The following is a 17,520-nucleotide window of genomic DNA, read 5'->3' on the forward strand; positions in this document are numbered from 1 at the left end:
TTTCCGTTCGGAATTGCGACAGAAACAAAGAGATAGAGACGCCCTATCGCGATCGTCATTCTGTGGCGGAGCAAGGAGCGAAGCGACGCGGCGCAGGCCATAGAAGCCATGCCGTGACCTTAAGGCGTTGCGAGGGTGCAGAATTCTGCTCCGCTTCGTTCTTCGATCAAGGTCACGGAATGGATTCCAGGTCTGCGCGACGCCGCTTGGCGGCTGCTTCGCCCTGGAATGACGAAGTCGGGAAGGCTTTCAGCCAATCTCCAGCGTTGGCGCTCATTCTAGAGCGCGTCGCACTGAAACGGATTCATACGACGCGCTTTAAGTCTTTGTTTTGATGCATGTCGTTGTCCCAGAGCCGCGGCACACTTCTGGGCGACATGCATTAGAACAGCTTTCGGTAGACGACGAACCCCGAGAGATCGCCGATCTTGTCGTAGAGCTTCATCGCCGTGTGGTTGGTTTCGTGTGTCAGCCAGTAGACGCGGCTGGAGCCTGCGGTTTGCGCCCTGGTATAGACGTCTTCGATCAGTGCCCGGCCGACGCCCTTGCCGCGCGACGCCTCATTGGTGAAGAGATCCTGCAGATAGCAGTTCGGCGAAATCGCCGTGGTGGTGCGGTGGTAGAGATAGTGGACAAGGCCGAGAAGCTTGCCTTCGCTCTCGGCGACCAGCGCATGCATCGGCTCATAGGCATCGAAGAAGCGCGACCATGTCATTGCAGTGATGTCACCGGGCAAGGCGGTCTCGCCCGAGCGGCCGTAAAACGCATTGTAGCCGTCCCACAGCGGCAGCCATTGCTCGTAATCCTCTCGGGTGACGGGGCGTACGGTGAACTGGCCTTGCATGGCTGAACCTTTGTCGTTGAAGCTGGGCGAGCAAACGGCCACCGGCACCGTCCGGCAATGGGCCAGTCCGAAGCAAAGCGTTCAACCTCTCATCAAGGCGGCGATAGGCGCTGCCTTGACGCCTACCGGCCCGGCAACTAGGGAATGGCATCATTTCAGCGCTTTCCGAGGCCGCCGTGACGTCAGACAGTCCAGTCCATATGCATCCCAGCCGCTCGTTCCAGGGGCTGATCCTGACCCTGCACAATTACTGGGCCGCCTATGGCTGCGTCATCCTGCAGCCTTACGACATGGAAGTCGGCGCCGGCACCTTCCATCCGGCCACCACGCTGCGCGCGCTCGGGCCCAAGGGCTGGAACGCCGCCTACGTCCAGCCCTCGCGCCGGCCCAAGGACGGCCGCTACGGCGAAAACCCCAACCGGCTGCAGCATTATTACCAGTACCAGGTGATCCTGAAGCCCAACCCGCCGAACCTGCAGGAACTCTATCTCGGCTCGCTCAAGGCAATCGGCGTCGATCCGTTGCTGCACGACATTCGCTTCGTCGAGGACGACTGGGCAAGCCCGACGCTTGGCGCCTGGGGGCTCGGCTGGGAGTGCTGGTGCGACGGCATGGAAGTGTCGCAGTTCACCTATTTCCAGCAGGTCTGCGGCATCGAATGCGCGCCGGTGGCGGGAGAACTGACCTACGGCCTGGAGCGGCTGGCCATGTATGTGCAGGGCGTCGACAATGTCTACGACCTCAACTTCAATGGCCGAGAAGGCGCCGAAAAAGTCACCTATGGCAATGTCTTCCTGCAGGCCGAGCAGGAATATTCCAGGCACAATTTCGAATATGCCAACACCGCCATGCTGCTCAGGCATTTCGAGGACGCCGAAGCCGAATGCAAGGCGCTGCTCGCGGCCGGCGCCCCGGCTTCGAACGACAATCTGCCGATGCACCGCATGGTCTTCCCGGCCTATGACCAGTGCATCAAGGCCAGCCACGTCTTCAACCTGCTCGACGCGCGCGGCGTGATTTCGGTGACCGAGCGGCAGAGCTACATCCTGCGGGTGCGCAATCTGGCGAAAGCCTGCGGCGAGGCATTTTTGCAGACCCAGGCCGGCGGTCTCGCCGCCTGAGGCTCACTTCATCATTTCGAGGGAAATGTTGATTGGGGCCAACATCGGGCCAGTCGACCCCGCCATGGTCCGCATAGCCTGCCGTACGCCCGGCATCGAGAAGGCGCCATGCACCTGCGCGGCGAAACAGGCGCTGAGCGCGATGATCTGGAGAAGTCTCGATGCCGTTTTCATGGTCGTTCAGCCAATAGGTCCCTGCCTGAGCGTTGGTCGCTTCAGCGCTGCGTTTGGTTCATGGAAATCTTTGATCCAAGGACGGGCGGGCTGGTTGCGGCCCGACAGGGGCGGTCAAAATTCCTGGAAACAGCGGTCAGCCGAGTTGCTATGCCCTCTTACCTCCCCCTAGATGGGGGAGGTCGCCGCGAAGCGGCGGGTGGGGGTGACAGCGCGACGTTCCATGCCAAAACTCGATCGATTCAAGCTGCAGTCTGCGCAAAGGCTTCGCGCGGCGATGACCGACGAGGAACGCATCCTGTGGCGGCATCTGTGGCGCATTCCAGTAGAAGGCACTCATTTTCGCAGGCAGGCGTCGGTAGGCGTTTACTTCCCTGATTTCATCTCCCACCGGCTGAAGCTGATCATTGAGGTGGACGGTGCCCATCACAGCTTCGATGACCAGCTGCGCCATGACGAGCGTCGAACGAAATGGTTCGAGAGCCAAGGCTACCGCGTCATTCGCTTCTGGAACCATGAAATCAAAAACGAACTGGATTCCGTGCTCGATACGATCTATGCGGCGGTGGAAGAACGAAAATCACACCTGCGTTTGCGCGATGGTGCCGAAGGTATCGGCGGCTGAGAGGTCGCCACCCCACCCCGGCGCTACGCGCCGACCCTCCCCATCGAGGGGAGGGTGGGAGCCTAACTATGCCTGATCTGCTTCTAGAACTTCGCTCCGAGGAAATCCCCGCCCGGCCGCGCAACCGCAGCGCCGGAGGCGCGAGGACGCGCAATCAGGAAGAAGGCATGCGGGTGGAGAAACTCTGATGCCGGATTTGTTGCTGGAACTTCGCTCCGAGGAAATCCCCGCCCGGCCGCGCAACCGCAGCGCCGGAGGCGCGAGGACGCGCAATCAGGGAGAAGGCATGCGGGTGGAGAAACTCTGATGCCGGATTTGTTGCTGGAACTCCGCTCCGAGGAAATCCCCGCCCGCATGCAGCGCAAGGCGGCGGGCGATCTCAGGAAGATGCTGACCGACGGTCTGGTCGAGGCGGGTCTGACCTATGACGCCGCGCGCGAATACTGGACGCCGCGGCGCCTGGCGCTCGATGTCAGGGGCCTGACCGCGCGCTCGAAGGACATCCACGAGGAGATCAAGGGGCCGTCGACGGCGGCGCCGGAACAGGCGGTGCAGGGTTTTCTGCGCAAGGCAGGCCTTGCCTCGGTTGCCGAGGCGCATGTCCATTCCGATCCGAAGAAAGGCGATTTCTACGTCGCCCATATTTCGAAGCCGGGCAGGGCGGCGGAAGAAATCGTCGCCGAACTGGTGCCGGCCATCATTCGCGGCTTCCCGTGGCCGACATCGATGCGCTGGGGGCCGGCTTCGGCCAAGCCCGGTTCGCTGCGCTGGGTGCGGCCGCTGCAGACGATTCTGTGCACCTTCGGCCCGGAGACCGAGGAGCCGGTGGTGGTCGATTTCGAGATCGATGGCATCCGCTCGGGCAATATCACCTACGGCCATCGTTTCATGGCGCCGGGAGAAATCACCGTGCGCCGCTTCGACGATTACGTGACCAAGCTGGAAGCGGCCAAGGTCGTGCTCGATGGCGACCGGCGCAAGGAGATCATCCTTGCCGACGCCCGCAACCTCGCCTTCGCCAACGGGCTCGATCTGGTCGAGGACGAAGGGCTGCTGGAAGAAGTGTCGGGCCTGGTCGAATGGCCGGTGGTGCTGATGGGCGAATTCGAGCAGGCCTTTCTTGCCATTCCGCCAGAAGTGGTCCGGCTGACCATCCGCGCCAATCAGAAATGCTTTGTCACCCGGCCGCAGGGCGACGGCGAAAACCTTTCCAACCGCTTCATCCTCACCGCCAACATCGAGGCCAAGGACGGCGGCAAGGAGATCGCGCACGGCAACGGCAAGGTGGTGCGCGCGCGCCTGTCGGATGCGCTGTATTTCTGGAAGACCGACCAGGGCGATCTGCCCGATCTCGAGCAGCTTGAAGCATCGGCGGAAAAGTTCGGGCTCGATCTGAAGAAACCGCTCGACCAGCGCATGGCCCGCCTCGACCATCTCAACGTCACCTTCCACGCCAAGCTCGGCACGCAAGGCGAGCGGGTGCAGCGGATCAAGCGGCTGGCGGAGGAACTGGCGCCAACAGTGGCGCAGTCAATCTCCCCCCTTGAGGGGGAGATGGCCGGCAGGCCAGAGGGGGTCGCTTCGGCTGCCGCGACGCCGCCCGGTCTCTCGAAGAAAGAGGGAGTTGGCGCTCCACGCGAGACGACCCCCTCTGTCGCCTTCGGCGACATCTCCCCCTCAAGGGGGGAGATTACCGCGCTCGCGGCCCGCGCCGCGGTGCTGGCCAAGGCTGATCTCACCACCGAAGTGGTCGGCGAGTTTCCCGAACTGCAAGGCGCCATGGGCCGCAAATACGCGCTGCTGCAGGGCGAGCATCCGTCCGTGGCCGCGGCGATCGAGGAACATTACAAGCCGCAAGGTCCGTCGGATAGCGTGCCGACCGATCCGGTGTCGATTGCCGTCGCACTCGCCGACAAAATCGATACGCTGGTCGGGTTCTGGGCGATCGATGAAAAGCCCACGGGCTCGAAGGATCCTTACGCGCTGAGAAGGGCCGCACTGGGCGTGGTGAGGATCCTGATCGAGAATGGGATCTCACTGCCGCTGACATCGCTCTTCGACAGTGCCTATCAAACGGCGCGTTATCTCGCGTCCAAGGCTGGACGGGCCTTTGGCCCCGACCTCCTCGCCTTCTTCCACGACCGCCTGAAAGTCTATCTCCGCGACCAGGGCGCTCGGCATGATCTCATTGACGCCGTGCTGGCAGGTGGTGGAAGCGCGCCAATCTCCCCCATTGTGGGGGCGGCGAAGCCGACAAAGGGGGGCGCTGTCCCGCCGACCTCTCATTCTGGCGCGCCCCCCTCTGCCCTGCCGGGCATCTCCCCCACAAGGGGGGAGATCGGCCAATCGCAGTCGGACGACCTCCTGCAGATCGTGCGTCGCGTCGAAGCTCTGGGGTCCTTCCTCGACACCGAGGACGGCAAGAACCTGCTCGCCGGCGCCAAGCGGGCGGCCAACATTCTGGCTGCCGAGGAGAAGAAGAAAACGCTCGTCGCCGAGACTGTTGAGCCGGCGCTGTTTCGCGAGGAGGCCGAGAAATCGCTGTTTGCAGCGGTGAATCAGGCGGAGAGAGAAGCCGGCGAAGCGATTCAAAACGAAGACTTTTCCGCCGCCATGCTGGCGCTTAGCGTGCTGCGCGAACCGGTTGATTCATTCTTTGAACGTGTTCTCGTGAATGATGAGGACCAGGCCGTGCGCGCCAACCGTCTGGCATTGCTCGCCCGCATCCGCACGGCCACCGACCAGGTGGCTGATTTCTCCAGAATAGCTGGCTAGCTAAGGGACGGACAAGCCCGAACACGGGCGGCGTTCACACGCCGCCCGTCTTGTTTTCAGTCCTCCCGAGGCTGACTCCGTCAGTCCTCCAAAATGCTGACATGCACGCTGTCTGAATAGACGTCGACCTGGATCAGCGGCTCGCCATTGACGATGGCGTTCCGTGTCGAGGAGCTCATCGCGCCACCGCGCTTCAGCATGCGTTCCAGATACGCGCGATCATCGTTGCTGCGGAACCAGTCATCGCCCTGGTCGTCGGCATCGCGCCGGTGGAACTTGTGCCAGTTGGCACGGTCCTGCCGCACCATCTGTGCTGCGCTGCTCAGCTCATAGCCGTCGCTGGCATGGTGGTCGCGATCGGAAATGCGCGCGACGTAGGACCCTAGCTCGTCACCGGCCTGCGCGCCGCCGACACCTATAGGTGACGCCAGCAACAGGCCGGCAATAGTCAAAGATTTCGTCATGTTCATGATAACCCCTCGCTCTCCTAGAACCCGGCGCGCTCATGCCAAACCCGATTGGCGAAATTGGGGCCGCCGCCGCCAAGCCGATCCTGCGCCGGGGCGTCGATCGGCGTCAAGCGGCATGGATCGGCCGACTGTCTTGGCCGACTGTTTTGGCTGAATGGCCTACTCGGCTTTGCCGACGCCCTCGATCGGCTGCTGCGGTGTTGCTGCCGGCTGCGGCGCTGCCGGTTGCGACTCGGGCTTGCCGTTCGATGCCGTTGCAGTTCCGGCTGGTGCGGTCTCTGCCGTCGGCTCAGTCGCCGGCGCCGCGGCGCTCGCCCTGGCCGGAGCCGGCGCGGCGAAGGCGCCGCCGACGATGCCGCCGCGAATGATCATCGGGTCCTGGCCGTGCCTAGGCTTTTCGGGGATCGCCGCGACCTTTTCATAAGTCACATCGGGCTGGGCATCGCCGAGTGCGACGATCGATGGCGACGAGGCGATCCTGACCGGTTCGGATCCGCCAACCTTGATGACCGATGGCGTCGAGGTCGAGACGCCGAGAAAGACGATCGACGAGGCGTGCGCCCCACCGGTCATCGCCGCCAGGGTGAAACCAAGCGCTCCAAGCACACGCATCGACATCGAAACCGTCCCCTTGCCCGACAAGCCGCCAGCCCTAACCGCAAATAGCCTTAACCCCAGTGGATTGATGCCGGCTTGCAGGGAAACGTAGCATTTTAGGCATTGATAATTCGCCAACGCCGGCTTGCCCGAAAACCACTGCCGTATTAGAGCAATTCCAGGAAAAGTGAGTAGCGGTTTTCCGTCCGGAATTGCGCAAAAACAAATACTTAGAGCGTTTCAGCGAACCGCTGAACCGCTCTAATGCATGTCGCTCAAAAGTGGCCCCGGTTTTGAGAGAACGACATGCATCAAAACAAAGACCTAAAGCGCGTCGCATGAATCCGGTTCAGCGCGACGCGCTTTAGGTCCGGTGCCTGTGAGGTGAAGCGAGTGGCTGAGATACTATCCGTCGGCGAAGCGATGGAGCAGGCGTTGGCGCTGCTTGAGGGCGGCGACGTCGTCGCCATCCCGACGGAGACCGTCTATGGACTGGCCAGCGACGCGACCAATGGCGTCGGCGTCGCCCGCATTTTCGAAGCCAAGGGCCGGCCGCGCTTCAACCCGCTGATCGCCCATGTCGCCGATCTGGCGATGGCCGAGCGCATTGCGATCTTCGACCCGCTTTCGAAGCGGCTGGCCGAGGCGTTCTGGCCGGGGCCGCTGACGCTGGTGCTGCCGCTCCGACCCGGCAACGGCATCCATCCGCTGGTCACCGCCGGGCTCGATACGATCGCGCTGCGCATGCCGAGGGGGTTCGGCGGCGAGCTGATCGCCAGACTCGGCCGGCCGTTGGCCGCGCCCAGCGCGAACTCTTCGGGCAAGATCAGCGCCACGACGGCGCAAGCCGTCGCGGCCGATCTCGGCGCCAAAATCCAGCTGGTGGTCGATGGCGGCGCCACCCCGGTCGGGCTGGAATCGACCATCGTCAAGGTCGAAGGCAACAGCGTGCGGCTGCTGAGGCCAGGCGGCATCGCTGCCGCCGATATCGAGGCCGTCACCGGCATTAAGCTGCAGCGCGGCGCGACAGCCGGCATCGAGGCGCCCGGCATGCTGGCGTCGCATTATGCGCCGCGCGCATCGGTGCGGCTCGATGCACAGAGTGTGGCTGAAGGCGAGGCCTTGCTGGCCTTTGGTGGCGACCGCGCCGAAGGCTGGCAAGCGGCGGCCGCCTTGCGCAACCTGTCCGCGTCAGGCGATTTGCGCGAAGCCGCAAGCAATCTGTTCGCGTATTTGCAGGAACTCGACCGCAGCGGTGCGGCGACGATCGCCGTCGAGCCGATCCCGTTCGATGGGCTCGGCGAGGCGATCAACGATCGGCTGTTTCGTGCCGCTGCCCCCCGTGACAAGCCCGACTGAGCGCCATAGTTTGCGCCCATGAACGACGCACCCTTCGACCTCGATCCCGCTCTCATCGCCCGCTTCGCGGCAATCGTCGGCGACAAATATGCGCTGCGCGACCAGGCCGATATTGCGCCGTATCTGACCGAGCGGCGCGGCCTATGGCACGGCAGGACCGCCTTGGTGCTGCGCCCCGGCAGCGTCGACGAGATCAGCCGGATCATGCGCCTGGCGAGCGAGACGGGAACGCCGGTCGTGCCGCAAAGCGGCAACACCGGGCTGGTCGGCGCCCAGGTGCCTGACGCATCCGGCCGCGAGATCGTGCTTTCTTTGTCGCGGCTGAACCGCATTCGCGAGATCGACGTCTTCTCCAACACGGTAACAGTCGAGGCCGGCGTTATCCTGCAGACGCTGCAGGAAGCGGCCGATGCCGCCGACCGGCTGTTTCCGCTGTCGCTCGCCGCGCAAGGGTCCTGCCAGATCGGCGGCAATCTCTCGTCCAATGCCGGCGGCACCGGCGTGCTTGCCTATGGCAATGCGCGCGAACTCTGCCTCGGCGTCGAAGTGGTGCTGCCGACCGGCGAGGTCTTCGACGATCTGCGCAAATTGAAGAAGGACAACACCGGCTACGATCTGAAAAACCTGTTCGTCGGCGCCGAAGGCACGCTCGGCATCATCACCGCAGCGGTGCTGAAACTGTTTCCCAAGCCCAAGGGGCGCGAAGTGGCCTTTGCCGGCCTGTCGTCGCCGGAAGCAGCGCTTTCGCTGTTCAGCCTGGCGATGGACCGGGCAGGGGCGGCACTCACCGCCTTCGAGCTGATCGGCCAGCGTCCTTATGATTTCACGCTGCGCCATGCGCAGGGCGTCACGCGGCCGCTGGCGCAGGATTGGCCATGGTATGTGTTGATGCAGGTGTCGTCGGGCCGTTCGGCCGAGGACGCCAGGGGGCTGATCGAAGAAGTGCTGTCGGCAGGCCTCCAGCAAGGCATCGTCGGCGACGCGGTGATCGCGGCCAGCCTGGCGCAGGGCGACGCGTTCTGGAACTTCCGCGAGGTGCTGCCGGATTCGCAAAAGCCCGAAGGCGCTTCGATCAAGCATGATATTTCGGTACCGGTGGCATCCATCCCGGCGTTTATCGAAAAGGCGGCCGGTGCAGTGGCTTCGGTCAGTCCGCAGGCGCGCGTGGTCTGCTTCGGCCATATGGGCGACGGCAATCTCCACTACAACATCTCCCGGCCGGAGGGCGGTGACGACGAAGCGTTTCTCGGCCTCTACCACGCCATGAACCATGCCGTGCACGATGTCGTGCGCTCCTTCCACGGCTCGATCTCGGCCGAGCACGGCATCGGCCAGTTGAAGCGCGACGAGCTGATCGCCACCGCGCCGCCAATGGCGATCGAGCTGATGCGCCGGGTGAAGGCCGTCTTCGATCCGGCCGGCATCATGAATCCCGGTAAGGTTATCTGATCCTTTCAACATTTTGTGGCTGGTCTCATTCCGATAACCATTGCCTGAGATCAGCAAAATTTAACTGACTTTCTTAAGCCGGGCGGCAGAAGCTCGCGCTAATGTTTCACACAACGAGGCCGGGAAAACCGGCCCGGAGAGACCCGCAAAACGGCTCTCAGGAGAAACACAGGAAGGCAGCAGATGAACAGTGTATTGAAGCCCGTCTGGGCCGGGCGCAACATGCGCCTCGACCCATTCCGCCTGCCGCAAGTGGTGAGCTATGCCACGCGCGACGACTATGGCGACGTTACCTTCACCATCGACCAGCGCGGCGCCGTCATCCGCCGCACGCTCGAGATGAGCGGCGTGCCGGCGATCATCGCGCTGCCCGCCAACGCGTTTCGCGGCGTCGCCGCCCGCGCGATGGAGGATGCGCAAGGCAATGTCACGGTAACCCTCGAACTCCTGCACAACGACCCGATGCTGTCGGTGCCGCTGCTGGTGGCCGACGATCTCGACGACGTCGCCGCCGACTGGCGCGCCTGGGCCGATGCTTACCGGCTGCAGATGCTGCTGATCGAATCCGACGGCATTGCCCGCACGCTTGAGGAATCGCTCGGCGCCGCCATCAAGGCGCTGCCGGCCAAGGATCGCCGCAAGGGCCGGGTCTCGACCACGCGCCGCCCGCGCTTCCTCGCCCGCCGCAGGGCCGGCGACCTCGGGCTGAGGCTGGTTATTGATGGCCAGGAGATTATTTCGAGAGAGTAGCTTGACCGGCGATTGGCGAAACCGCCGACGACAGCCTTCTTCTCCCCGTCACTATACGGGGGTTGAGGAGCGGTCCGCGTAGCGGACGAAAAGCCAATTGCTTGGCTTTTCGAGTGACCAACGCCCGGCAGGGCGATGAGGGGCGGCGCTGACCGAGGCATTTCTCGCAATATCGCCGCTGTGCATCTCACCTCAACTGCAAAGATTGGCGCTGCCCCTCATCCGGCTGCCGGCACCTTCTCCCCGTGTAGTGACGGGGAGAAGGAGATTACGTCCGAACCGGATAGATAGGTAACAGAATGGACCGATAGCATGGGTGACAGTTTTCTTGTCCGCCGGAGGACCGGCGATGGTTTGGCGAGAGACTGGCATCATGGACGAGCGGCTACGGTTTGTTGTGGAGTGTCTTTCTGGGGATGAGACGATGGTTGCGCTTTGTGCGGCCTACGGGATCTCACGCAAGAACGGCTACAAATGGCTAGGACGCTATCGGACGTTTGGGCCTGAGGGTTTGCACGACCTGCCGCGAGCCCCGCTCAATCATGGCCGGGCGACAGCTCAGGATCTGGTTGAGCGGATTGTGGCGGCCAAGGAGCTGCATCCGCTTTGGGGTCCAAAGAAGATCGTGGCACGGCTCAGGCGCACGGCTCCCGAGTTCATGTGGCCTTCAGCCTCGACGGTCGGCGCGATCCTTGCGCGGCATGGGCTTGTCCGCGCCCGCAAGCGACCCCGCCTGCGGGCCTGCGGCAATGGACCCTGGCCACAGCCGCAAGAACCGAACGCGGTGTGGACTGGCGATCACAAGGGCTGGTTCCGGACCCGCGACGGCTGGCGTTGCGAACCCTTGACGGTGATGGATGCGTCGAGCCGCTTCTTCTGGCGCTCGAAGCGACGGGGTCGACGGCCGATAGCGAAGCCTGGCCGGTGTTCGAACGGCTGTTTGAAGAGCATGGCCTGCCGGATCGCTTCAGAAGCGACAATGGCCCGCCCTTCGCATCGGCCGGCGTCACCGGGCTGACGCCGCTTGTCGTGCGCTTCATCAAGCTCGGCATCACCTTGGAGCGGATCGCACCCGGCAGGCCACAGCAGAACGGACGTCACGAGCGCTTTCACCTGACCATGCTGCCGATGGCCGAGGCACCGGAAGCCGACCGAACGGCACAGGGCCAGGCCTTCGAGACCTTCCGCCACAGCTACAATGAGGAACGTCCCCATGAGGCGCTGGGCATGGATACGCCCGCCCAGCACTACCGGTCCTCACAGCGCGCCATGCCCAGGACACCACCCGAGCCCGTCTATCCGGCCGAGGCCTCGGTCCGCCGCGTGCGCCACAATGGCGAGATCCGATGGAATGGCGGCTTCATATATGTCTCGCAAGCGCTGGCGGGCGAACCGGTCGCTGCGTTGGAGACCGAAGACGGACAATGGACACTCTCATTCCATGCCCACCCGCTCGGCATCATCGACACACGGCACATGAAGCTTGTCCGCCGCAGCGCCGCGCCAACCAATCCGCTTGGCGCTGCGGCGGACGCATAGGGGGAGAGAAGTGTCACCTATGTATCCGGTTCAAAGTGTTACCCATCTATCGGCTGGACAATTAAACCAGCGGCTTTAGCGCCACCCACAGCGCACCGCCGATCAGGCCGATGAAGATCAACCAGCCGACCTGGTTGTTGGATTTGAACAGCCGCAGGCATTGATCGGGATCGTCGATATCCAGAACCGCTATCTGCCGCGCCATATGGGCGCCGGCGGCGATCAGCCCGGCCAGCGCCACCACCGGCGCCTGCACCGAGGCGAAGGCGATGGCAAAGCAGACCAGCGTGCCGCCATAAAGCCCGACCAGCCAGGTCTTGGTGTTGTCGCCGAACAGCCGCGCCGTCGAGCGCACGCCGACAATGGCGTCGTCTTCCTTGTCCTGATGCGCGTAGATAGTGTCGTAGCCGATCACCCACAGGATTGAGCCGATATAGAGCATGACGGCCGGGCCATCGAGATCGCCGAACTCGACCGCCCAGCCCATCAGCGCACCCCAGGAGAAGGCGAGCCCGAGCACCAATTGCGGCCAGTTGGTGAAGCGCTTCATGAAGGGATAGACGGCAACGATGACCAGCGAGGCGATGCCGAGCGGAATGGCGAAGTCGTTGAACTGCAACAGCACGACCAGCCCCAGCAGCGCCTGGATGACCAGGAATATCCAGGCCTGGCGGCGCGTCACCTTGCCGGCCGGCAGCGGCCGCGAACGGGTGCGCTCGACCTTGTTGTCGATGTCCTGGTCGACAATGTCGTTATAGGTGCAGCCGGCGCCGCGCATGGCGACGGCGCCGACGAAGAACAGGAACAGGAACCATGGCGACGGGAGCAATGTGAGCAGCGGGTCGCTTGCGCGCGGATAGGCGCTGGCCGCAAGCGCTGCCGACCACCAGCAGGGCCACAGCAGCAATTGCCAGCCGATCGGCCGGTCCCAGCGCGCAAGCTGCGCGTAAGGCCACAGCCAGCGCGGCAATATCTTGTAGACCCAATGGCCGCTCGGCGCGTCGGCGACGCGGCCCTGTGCGGCTTTCGACTGGATGGTTTCCATCGTGCTGGAGTGGCAGCAGCGGCGTGCGCCGTCAAGCGGCCGCATTGTCGCTCAGGCGGTGAAAATATCGTGGCTGGCAAACCATTCCTTCGCCACCTCCGTGAAGGCCAGCGCCGCCTTCGACAGCCTTTGCCTTGTGTCATGGGTGAGGATGATGCGCTGCATCGGCAGCGGATCGGACAGCGGCTTGCAGACCAGCGGCAGCCCGTCATAACTCCTGTCGCCATAAGGCCTGGTGTAGCTCACCGCGACGCCGAAGCCGTTGGCGACCATGCTGCGCTGCAGTTCGAACGAACTCGCCGTCGATTGCGAGACCGGCGACAGGCCGCGGCTGAGGAACAGGTCCAGCATATGCTGCCAGCTATGCGGCTGGTCGGTGGTGATCAAGGGATGGGTCGCCAGCTCCGCCAGGCTGACGCTGGCCTGGCTGGCCAGCGCGTGGCCTTGCGGCAGAAGCGCGTGTGGCCGCAGCTCATGCAGCAGGGTGCGAGCGAAGTGCGAGGGCAGGCCGAGATCGTAGGTCAGGCCGAGATCGATTGCCGCATCGCCGAGCCGCCGGCCGAGCGTCTCGAAGGTCTCGTCGCGGACCACCACGGTGACCGCCGGGCAGCGTTGCGAAAAAGCGCGGATCAGCGCCGGCGCGAAATAAGGCGCCAGATCCTCGAAACAGCCGAGCACAAGTTCGCCGCCGACATCGGCGTCGCGCGTCCCGAGCCCAACCAGTTCGTCCGCTTCGGCCAGCACCTGCTTTGCCTTCGCCACCGCGCTGCGGCCGAACGAGGTCAGCGCGATGCCGCTGCCGCGCTGGCGCACGAATATTTTCTGGCCGAGCGTCGCTTCGACATTGTCGATCGCCACCGAGATCGAGGGTTGCGAGACGTTCAGCATCCGGGCGGCCACGGTGACGCTGCCGTGACGGGCAACAGTGACGAGGTAGCGCAACTGGGTGAGGGTCAGGTTCATAGAGTAAAGCTATAAGGGAGATGAGAAGTTATTATTTTACGCGATGTGCGGCGGCCGCGATAGTCGGTCATCGAAACAGGAGAGACATGACATGGCCGCCAGACATATCGATGCCGCAGCGATTGCCGACTACCAGCGCGACGGCGCGGTCTGCATACGCGGCGCCTTCAAGGACTGGGTTGGCACCATCGCCGCCGGCATCGAGCGCAACATGCAAAACCGCAGCGCCACGGCCTCGGACATCGCCAACGGCAAGGGCAGCTTCTTCGACGATTACTGCAATTGGGAGCGCATTCCCGAATTCGTCGACGTGGTGCGCAATTCCCCGGCCGCGGAACTCGCGGCAGCGGCGATGCAGTCGCGCAGCGCCCAGTTCTTCCACGACCATGTGCTGGTCAAGGAACCGGGCACGCAAAAGCCGACGCCTTGGCACCAGGACATCCCGTATTACTTCGTCGATGGCACCCAGACCGTCAGCTTCTGGATTCCGATCGATCCGGTCAAGGAAGCGACGCTGCGGCTGATCGCCGGCTCGCACAAATGGGACAAGATGATCCTGCCGGTGCGCTGGCTCGATGACAGCAATTTCTATGCCGGCGAGGGCGATTATCTGCCCGTGCCGGATCCAGACAAGGACCCGTCGCTGAAGGTGCTCGAATGGGAGATGGAGCCGGGCGACGCCATCCTGTTCGACTTCCGCACCGCGCATGGTGCGCGCGGCAATCCGACCGCGGCGCGTCGCCGGGCGCTGTCGCTGCGCTGGGTCGGCGACGATGCGCGCTATGTCGAGCGCCCCGGCCGTACCTCGCCGCCCTATCCCGGCCATGACATGAAGCCCGGCCAGAAACTGCGCGAGGACTGGTTCCCGGTCGTCTTCCAGAGCTGATACCGGCCGGGGACGCCGTGCTCTCGGCGCGACGTTCCCGTGCGCAACCGGTATGGCGCAAGGTAAAACTCTTGACCCGCGCCGCCCGGGGCAATAGCGCAGTCCCTGTCGTGAAATGACAAGGGACATCGGCATGCGCGTTTTGTTAATCGGCTCCGGCGGCCGCGAACATGCCCTGGCCTGGAAGATCGCGGCCTCGCCGCTTTTGACCAGGCTCTATGCCGCGCCCGGCAATCCGGGCATCGCCCACGAGGCCGAACTGGTCAAGCTCGACATCGCCGACCGTGCCGCTGTTGCCAGCTTCTGCCAGGACAACGCGATCGATCTCGTCGTCGTCGGGCCGGAAGGGCCGCTGGTCGCCGGCATTGCCGACGATCTGCGTGAGCAGGGCATCCGCGTCTTCGGCCCGTCGAAGCGGGCAGCGCGGCTCGAAGGCTCGAAAGGTTTTACCAAGGACCTTTGCGCCAAATACGGCATCCCGACCGCCGCCTATGGCCGCTTCACCGATCTTGCCTCGGCGAAAGCCTATGTCGAAAAGGTCGGCGCGCCGATCGTCATCAAGGCCGACGGGCTTGCCGCCGGCAAGGGCGTCACCATCGCCATGACGCTGGACGAGGCGCGCGCCGCCCTCGATGCTTGTTTCGACGGCGCATTCGGTGACGCCGGCGCTGAGGTAGTAGTCGAGGAATTCATGACCGGCGAGGAGGCGAGTTTCTTCTGCCTGTGCGACGGCACGACCGCACTTCCCTTTGGCACCGCGCAGGACCACAAGCGCGTCGGCGATGGCGATACCGGCCCCAACACCGGCGGCATGGGCGCCTATTCGCCGGCGCCGGTGATGAGCCCCGAAATGGTCGAGCGCACCATGCGCGAGATCGTCGAGCCGACCATGCGCGGCATGGCCGAGCTTGGCGCGCCGTTCGCCGGTATTCTGTTTGCCGGGCTGATGATCACCGACAAGGGGCCGAAGCTGATCGAATACAACACCCGCTTCGGCGATCCCGAGTGTCAGGTGCTGATGATGCGGCTGAAGGACGATCTGCTAGTGCTGCTCAACGCCGCCGTCGACGGCCAGTTGGCGCACAGTTCGATCCGCTGGCGCGACGATGCCGCGCTGACCGTGGTGATGGCGGCACAGGGCTATCCCGGGACGCCGGAAAAAGGCTCGGTCATTCGGGGTCTCGACGAAGCCGCTGGCGAAGGCGTTGAGATTTTCCATGCCGGCACTGCCATCAATGGCGGCGCGCTGGTCGCCAATGGCGGCCGCGTGCTCAACGTCACGGCATCAGGCAAGACGGTGGGCGAAGCGCAAAGCCGCGCTTACGCCGCGCTCGACCGTATCGACTGGCCGCAAGGCTTCTGCCGCCGCGACATAGGCTGGCAGGCGGTGGCGCGGGAAAAGGCCAGCGCCGCCACATAAGCCTCAGCGCTCGCGAACCAGTTCCGTCGAAGCGGTGCTGACCGGGTCGGCGGCCTGCGAGAAGGCGGCCTCGAGCAGAGCCTCCGAACGATACGTGGTCCGCTTCCAGGCGACATACTCGGCAATGCCGAAGCGCGCGCGGCGCGGCACCGTCTTGACCACCGGCATGCGGAAGGCGGCGCGGAATGTCTGCCAGCGCGCGCCGAGCACCGCCACCATTTCCTCGACCGTCGGTGGCGTCGCCACATCGGCGTATGTGATGGTGACTTTGCCGGCGAGCCCGGCCGCGCGCGACACCGGCACCGGTATCGAGGCGAGGTAGTCGGGCGGCACGTCGATCAGGCCGCCGAAGGGCCATTGCTGGCGCAGTGCCGCCGCGTCCATCGGCGCGACGTTGACGTCGATGTCGTTGGGCGTGCCGGCGACGCGGTAGGGGCAGCGCAGGCGCCCGCAATTGGCCTGCGCCGAGAACTGCCACAGCGCATAGCCCTGCCAGTTGCCCATCGGAAAATGCACGTCGATGTCGGGCTTGTAGCGCGCATACCAGAGCGGCAGCCGCGACAGCAGACGGTATTGGTAGCGGTTGTCGGCGATGTACTGGGCGGTCTTGCCGTTGGTGTAGAGGATCGGGAAACGGCCGAGCCGCCGGTGCACCTGGCGCACGAATTCCTCGGCATCCTCGAGCGACATCCATTGCGAGGGGTCGTTGCCTTCGAGATCGAGGGCGAGCAGATCGTCAGGGGCTGGCTCGGCGAAATCGATGAAACTGTTGGCCTGCTCGAGCGGATTGCCGGGGCGGGCAAGATGATACGCGCCCCATCTCAGGCCGAGCGCCTTGGCCACCACCTTGCGCGTCTGAAACAGCTCGCGCGTCACCGCAAAGCGTTTCCACAATGTCTTGCAGAGTTTGACCGTAGGCTCGTCGCCGTAGCAGAAATAGGGCGGCGGCAGCCCGTCGGAGGCCTTGTTGATGAAGCCGACAATGCGCTTGTCGGTGGCAAGCTGCGCCCAGTCGATGGAATTGTATTCATAGGCGTCGACCACCAGCGCGCGGTCGCCATCCCGCCAAGGCTCGGAAAAGTCCGAGGCTGTAGCCGCTGACGTCAGCGCCATCATCGCCGCGAGAGCGATCGCTGAGCGGCGAAGAAGATGCGCCGGCGTTTTCAAACAGGGGATCCCCGCTGACCAAACACCGATGGTGGACCGGTATGGTTAAGGAAGTGCTTTCGGGCAGGAGTCCTGTCGCTCTCGCGATTTCGTCATTCTATGGCGAAGCAAGGAGCGAAGCGACGCGGCGCGGACCATAGTATGCATTCCGCGACTTCGAAGCGCTGCCACGGCGCGGAATTCTGCACCGTTGCGCCCCTAGCGCGAGGTCGCGACATGGTACTCGGCGTCCGCTACGCTCCCGCTCCACCTGTGGACGACGAAGTTCGATGAAAATCCGCGTGACAAAGTTTGACGTTTACGTAAAAAGAAGGTCGGAGGCCGCCCAGAGGCGGA

The 17,520-nt window shown here is 64.0% G+C and carries 14 protein-coding genes and 1 pseudogene; 9 read left to right on the forward strand and 6 right to left on the reverse strand.

The annotated features are described in order from the left end of the window. Positions 1–382: 382 nt before the first annotated feature. Positions 383–844, reverse strand: coding sequence for a GNAT family N-acetyltransferase (locus NLY36_RS25175; protein WP_023687114.1), 462 nt, complete (start codon positions 842–844; stop codon positions 383–385). 200 nt (positions 845–1,044) lie between these two features. Here NLY36_RS25175 and NLY36_RS25180 point away from each other — a divergent pair, with 200 nt between their 5' ends. The 3 genes from NLY36_RS25180 to glyS all read left to right on the forward strand — a co-directional run bounded on the left by NLY36_RS25180 (position 1,045) and on the right by glyS (position 5,539). Next, a complete protein-coding gene (locus NLY36_RS25180; protein ID WP_023696573.1) occupies positions 1,045–1,965 on the forward strand; it encodes a glycine--tRNA ligase subunit alpha in 921 nt (306 codons plus the stop codon). Between the two features lie 397 nt (positions 1,966–2,362). Then, positions 2,363–2,764, forward strand: a complete 402-nt coding sequence (locus tag NLY36_RS25185) for an endonuclease domain-containing protein (protein ID WP_023692101.1) — start codon at positions 2,363–2,365, stop codon at positions 2,762–2,764. A 306-nt stretch (positions 2,765–3,070) separates the two neighbouring features. Continuing rightward, positions 3,071–5,539, forward strand: a complete 2,469-nt coding sequence (gene glyS, locus NLY36_RS25190; protein ID WP_023735589.1) for a glycine--tRNA ligase subunit beta — start codon at positions 3,071–3,073, stop codon at positions 5,537–5,539. An 80-nt stretch (positions 5,540–5,619) separates the two neighbouring features. Here the strand turns inward: glyS and NLY36_RS25195 are convergent, their stop codons facing one another. Both NLY36_RS25195 and NLY36_RS25200 read right to left on the reverse strand, forming a co-directional pair. Further along, entirely contained in the window at positions 5,620–6,009 is a 390-nt protein-coding gene (locus NLY36_RS25195; RefSeq protein WP_023668461.1) for a hypothetical protein, read from the reverse strand. Between the two features lie 159 nt (positions 6,010–6,168). Then, complete coding sequence (locus NLY36_RS25200) at positions 6,169–6,627, reverse strand: hypothetical protein (protein WP_023706636.1); 459 nt, start codon at positions 6,625–6,627, stop codon at positions 6,169–6,171. 372 nt (positions 6,628–6,999) lie between these two features. Between NLY36_RS25200 and NLY36_RS25205 the strand changes: the two genes are divergently transcribed. The 4 genes and pseudogenes from NLY36_RS25205 (at position 7,000) to NLY36_RS31845 (ending at position 11,703) form a co-directional block, all read left to right on the forward strand. Continuing rightward, positions 7,000–7,965, forward strand: a complete 966-nt coding sequence (locus NLY36_RS25205; protein WP_023735588.1) for an L-threonylcarbamoyladenylate synthase — start codon at positions 7,000–7,002, stop codon at positions 7,963–7,965. Between the two features lie 18 nt (positions 7,966–7,983). Next, positions 7,984–9,414, forward strand: a complete 1,431-nt coding sequence (locus NLY36_RS25210; RefSeq protein WP_023668458.1) for an FAD-binding oxidoreductase — start codon at positions 7,984–7,986, stop codon at positions 9,412–9,414. A gap of 183 nt (positions 9,415–9,597) precedes the next feature. Beyond that, complete coding sequence (locus NLY36_RS25215; RefSeq protein ID WP_023684357.1) at positions 9,598–10,164, forward strand: DUF6101 family protein; 567 nt, start codon at positions 9,598–9,600, stop codon at positions 10,162–10,164. A 349-nt stretch (positions 10,165–10,513) separates the two neighbouring features. Continuing rightward, a pseudogene (locus NLY36_RS31845) lies at positions 10,514–11,703 on the forward strand (integrase core domain-containing protein). Positions 11,704–11,764: 61 nt separating this feature from the next. On the opposite strand, the gene ubiA reads toward NLY36_RS31845, so the two are convergent. Together ubiA and NLY36_RS25235 are read right to left on the reverse strand one after the other, a co-directional pair. After that, positions 11,765–12,748, reverse strand: a complete 984-nt coding sequence (gene ubiA / locus NLY36_RS25230; protein WP_023735587.1) for a 4-hydroxybenzoate octaprenyltransferase — start codon at positions 12,746–12,748, stop codon at positions 11,765–11,767. 51 nt (positions 12,749–12,799) lie between these two features. Further along, the gene (locus NLY36_RS25235; RefSeq protein ID WP_023735586.1) at positions 12,800–13,711 is read right to left on the reverse strand and encodes a LysR family transcriptional regulator; all 912 of its coding nucleotides are present in this window, start codon (positions 13,709–13,711) and stop codon (positions 12,800–12,802) included. A 91-nt stretch (positions 13,712–13,802) separates the two neighbouring features. Between NLY36_RS25235 and NLY36_RS25240 the strand changes: the two genes are divergently transcribed. Both NLY36_RS25240 and purD read left to right on the forward strand, forming a co-directional pair. Then, the gene (locus NLY36_RS25240; protein WP_023706642.1) at positions 13,803–14,597 is read left to right on the forward strand and encodes a phytanoyl-CoA dioxygenase family protein; all 795 of its coding nucleotides are present in this window, start codon (positions 13,803–13,805) and stop codon (positions 14,595–14,597) included. A 133-nt stretch (positions 14,598–14,730) separates the two neighbouring features. Further along, entirely contained in the window at positions 14,731–16,017 is a 1,287-nt protein-coding gene (purD, locus tag NLY36_RS25245) for a phosphoribosylamine--glycine ligase (protein ID WP_023735585.1), read from the forward strand. Positions 16,018–16,020: 3 nt separating this feature from the next. Here the strand turns inward: purD and NLY36_RS25250 are convergent, their stop codons facing one another. Next, positions 16,021–17,133, reverse strand: a complete 1,113-nt coding sequence (locus tag NLY36_RS25250; protein WP_023806746.1) for a glycoside hydrolase family 25 protein — start codon at positions 17,131–17,133, stop codon at positions 16,021–16,023. Positions 17,134–17,520 lie beyond the last annotated feature (387 nt).

This window comes from Mesorhizobium sp. C399B (assembly GCF_030323185.1).
Classification (GTDB): Bacteria; Pseudomonadota; Alphaproteobacteria; order Rhizobiales; family Rhizobiaceae; genus Mesorhizobium.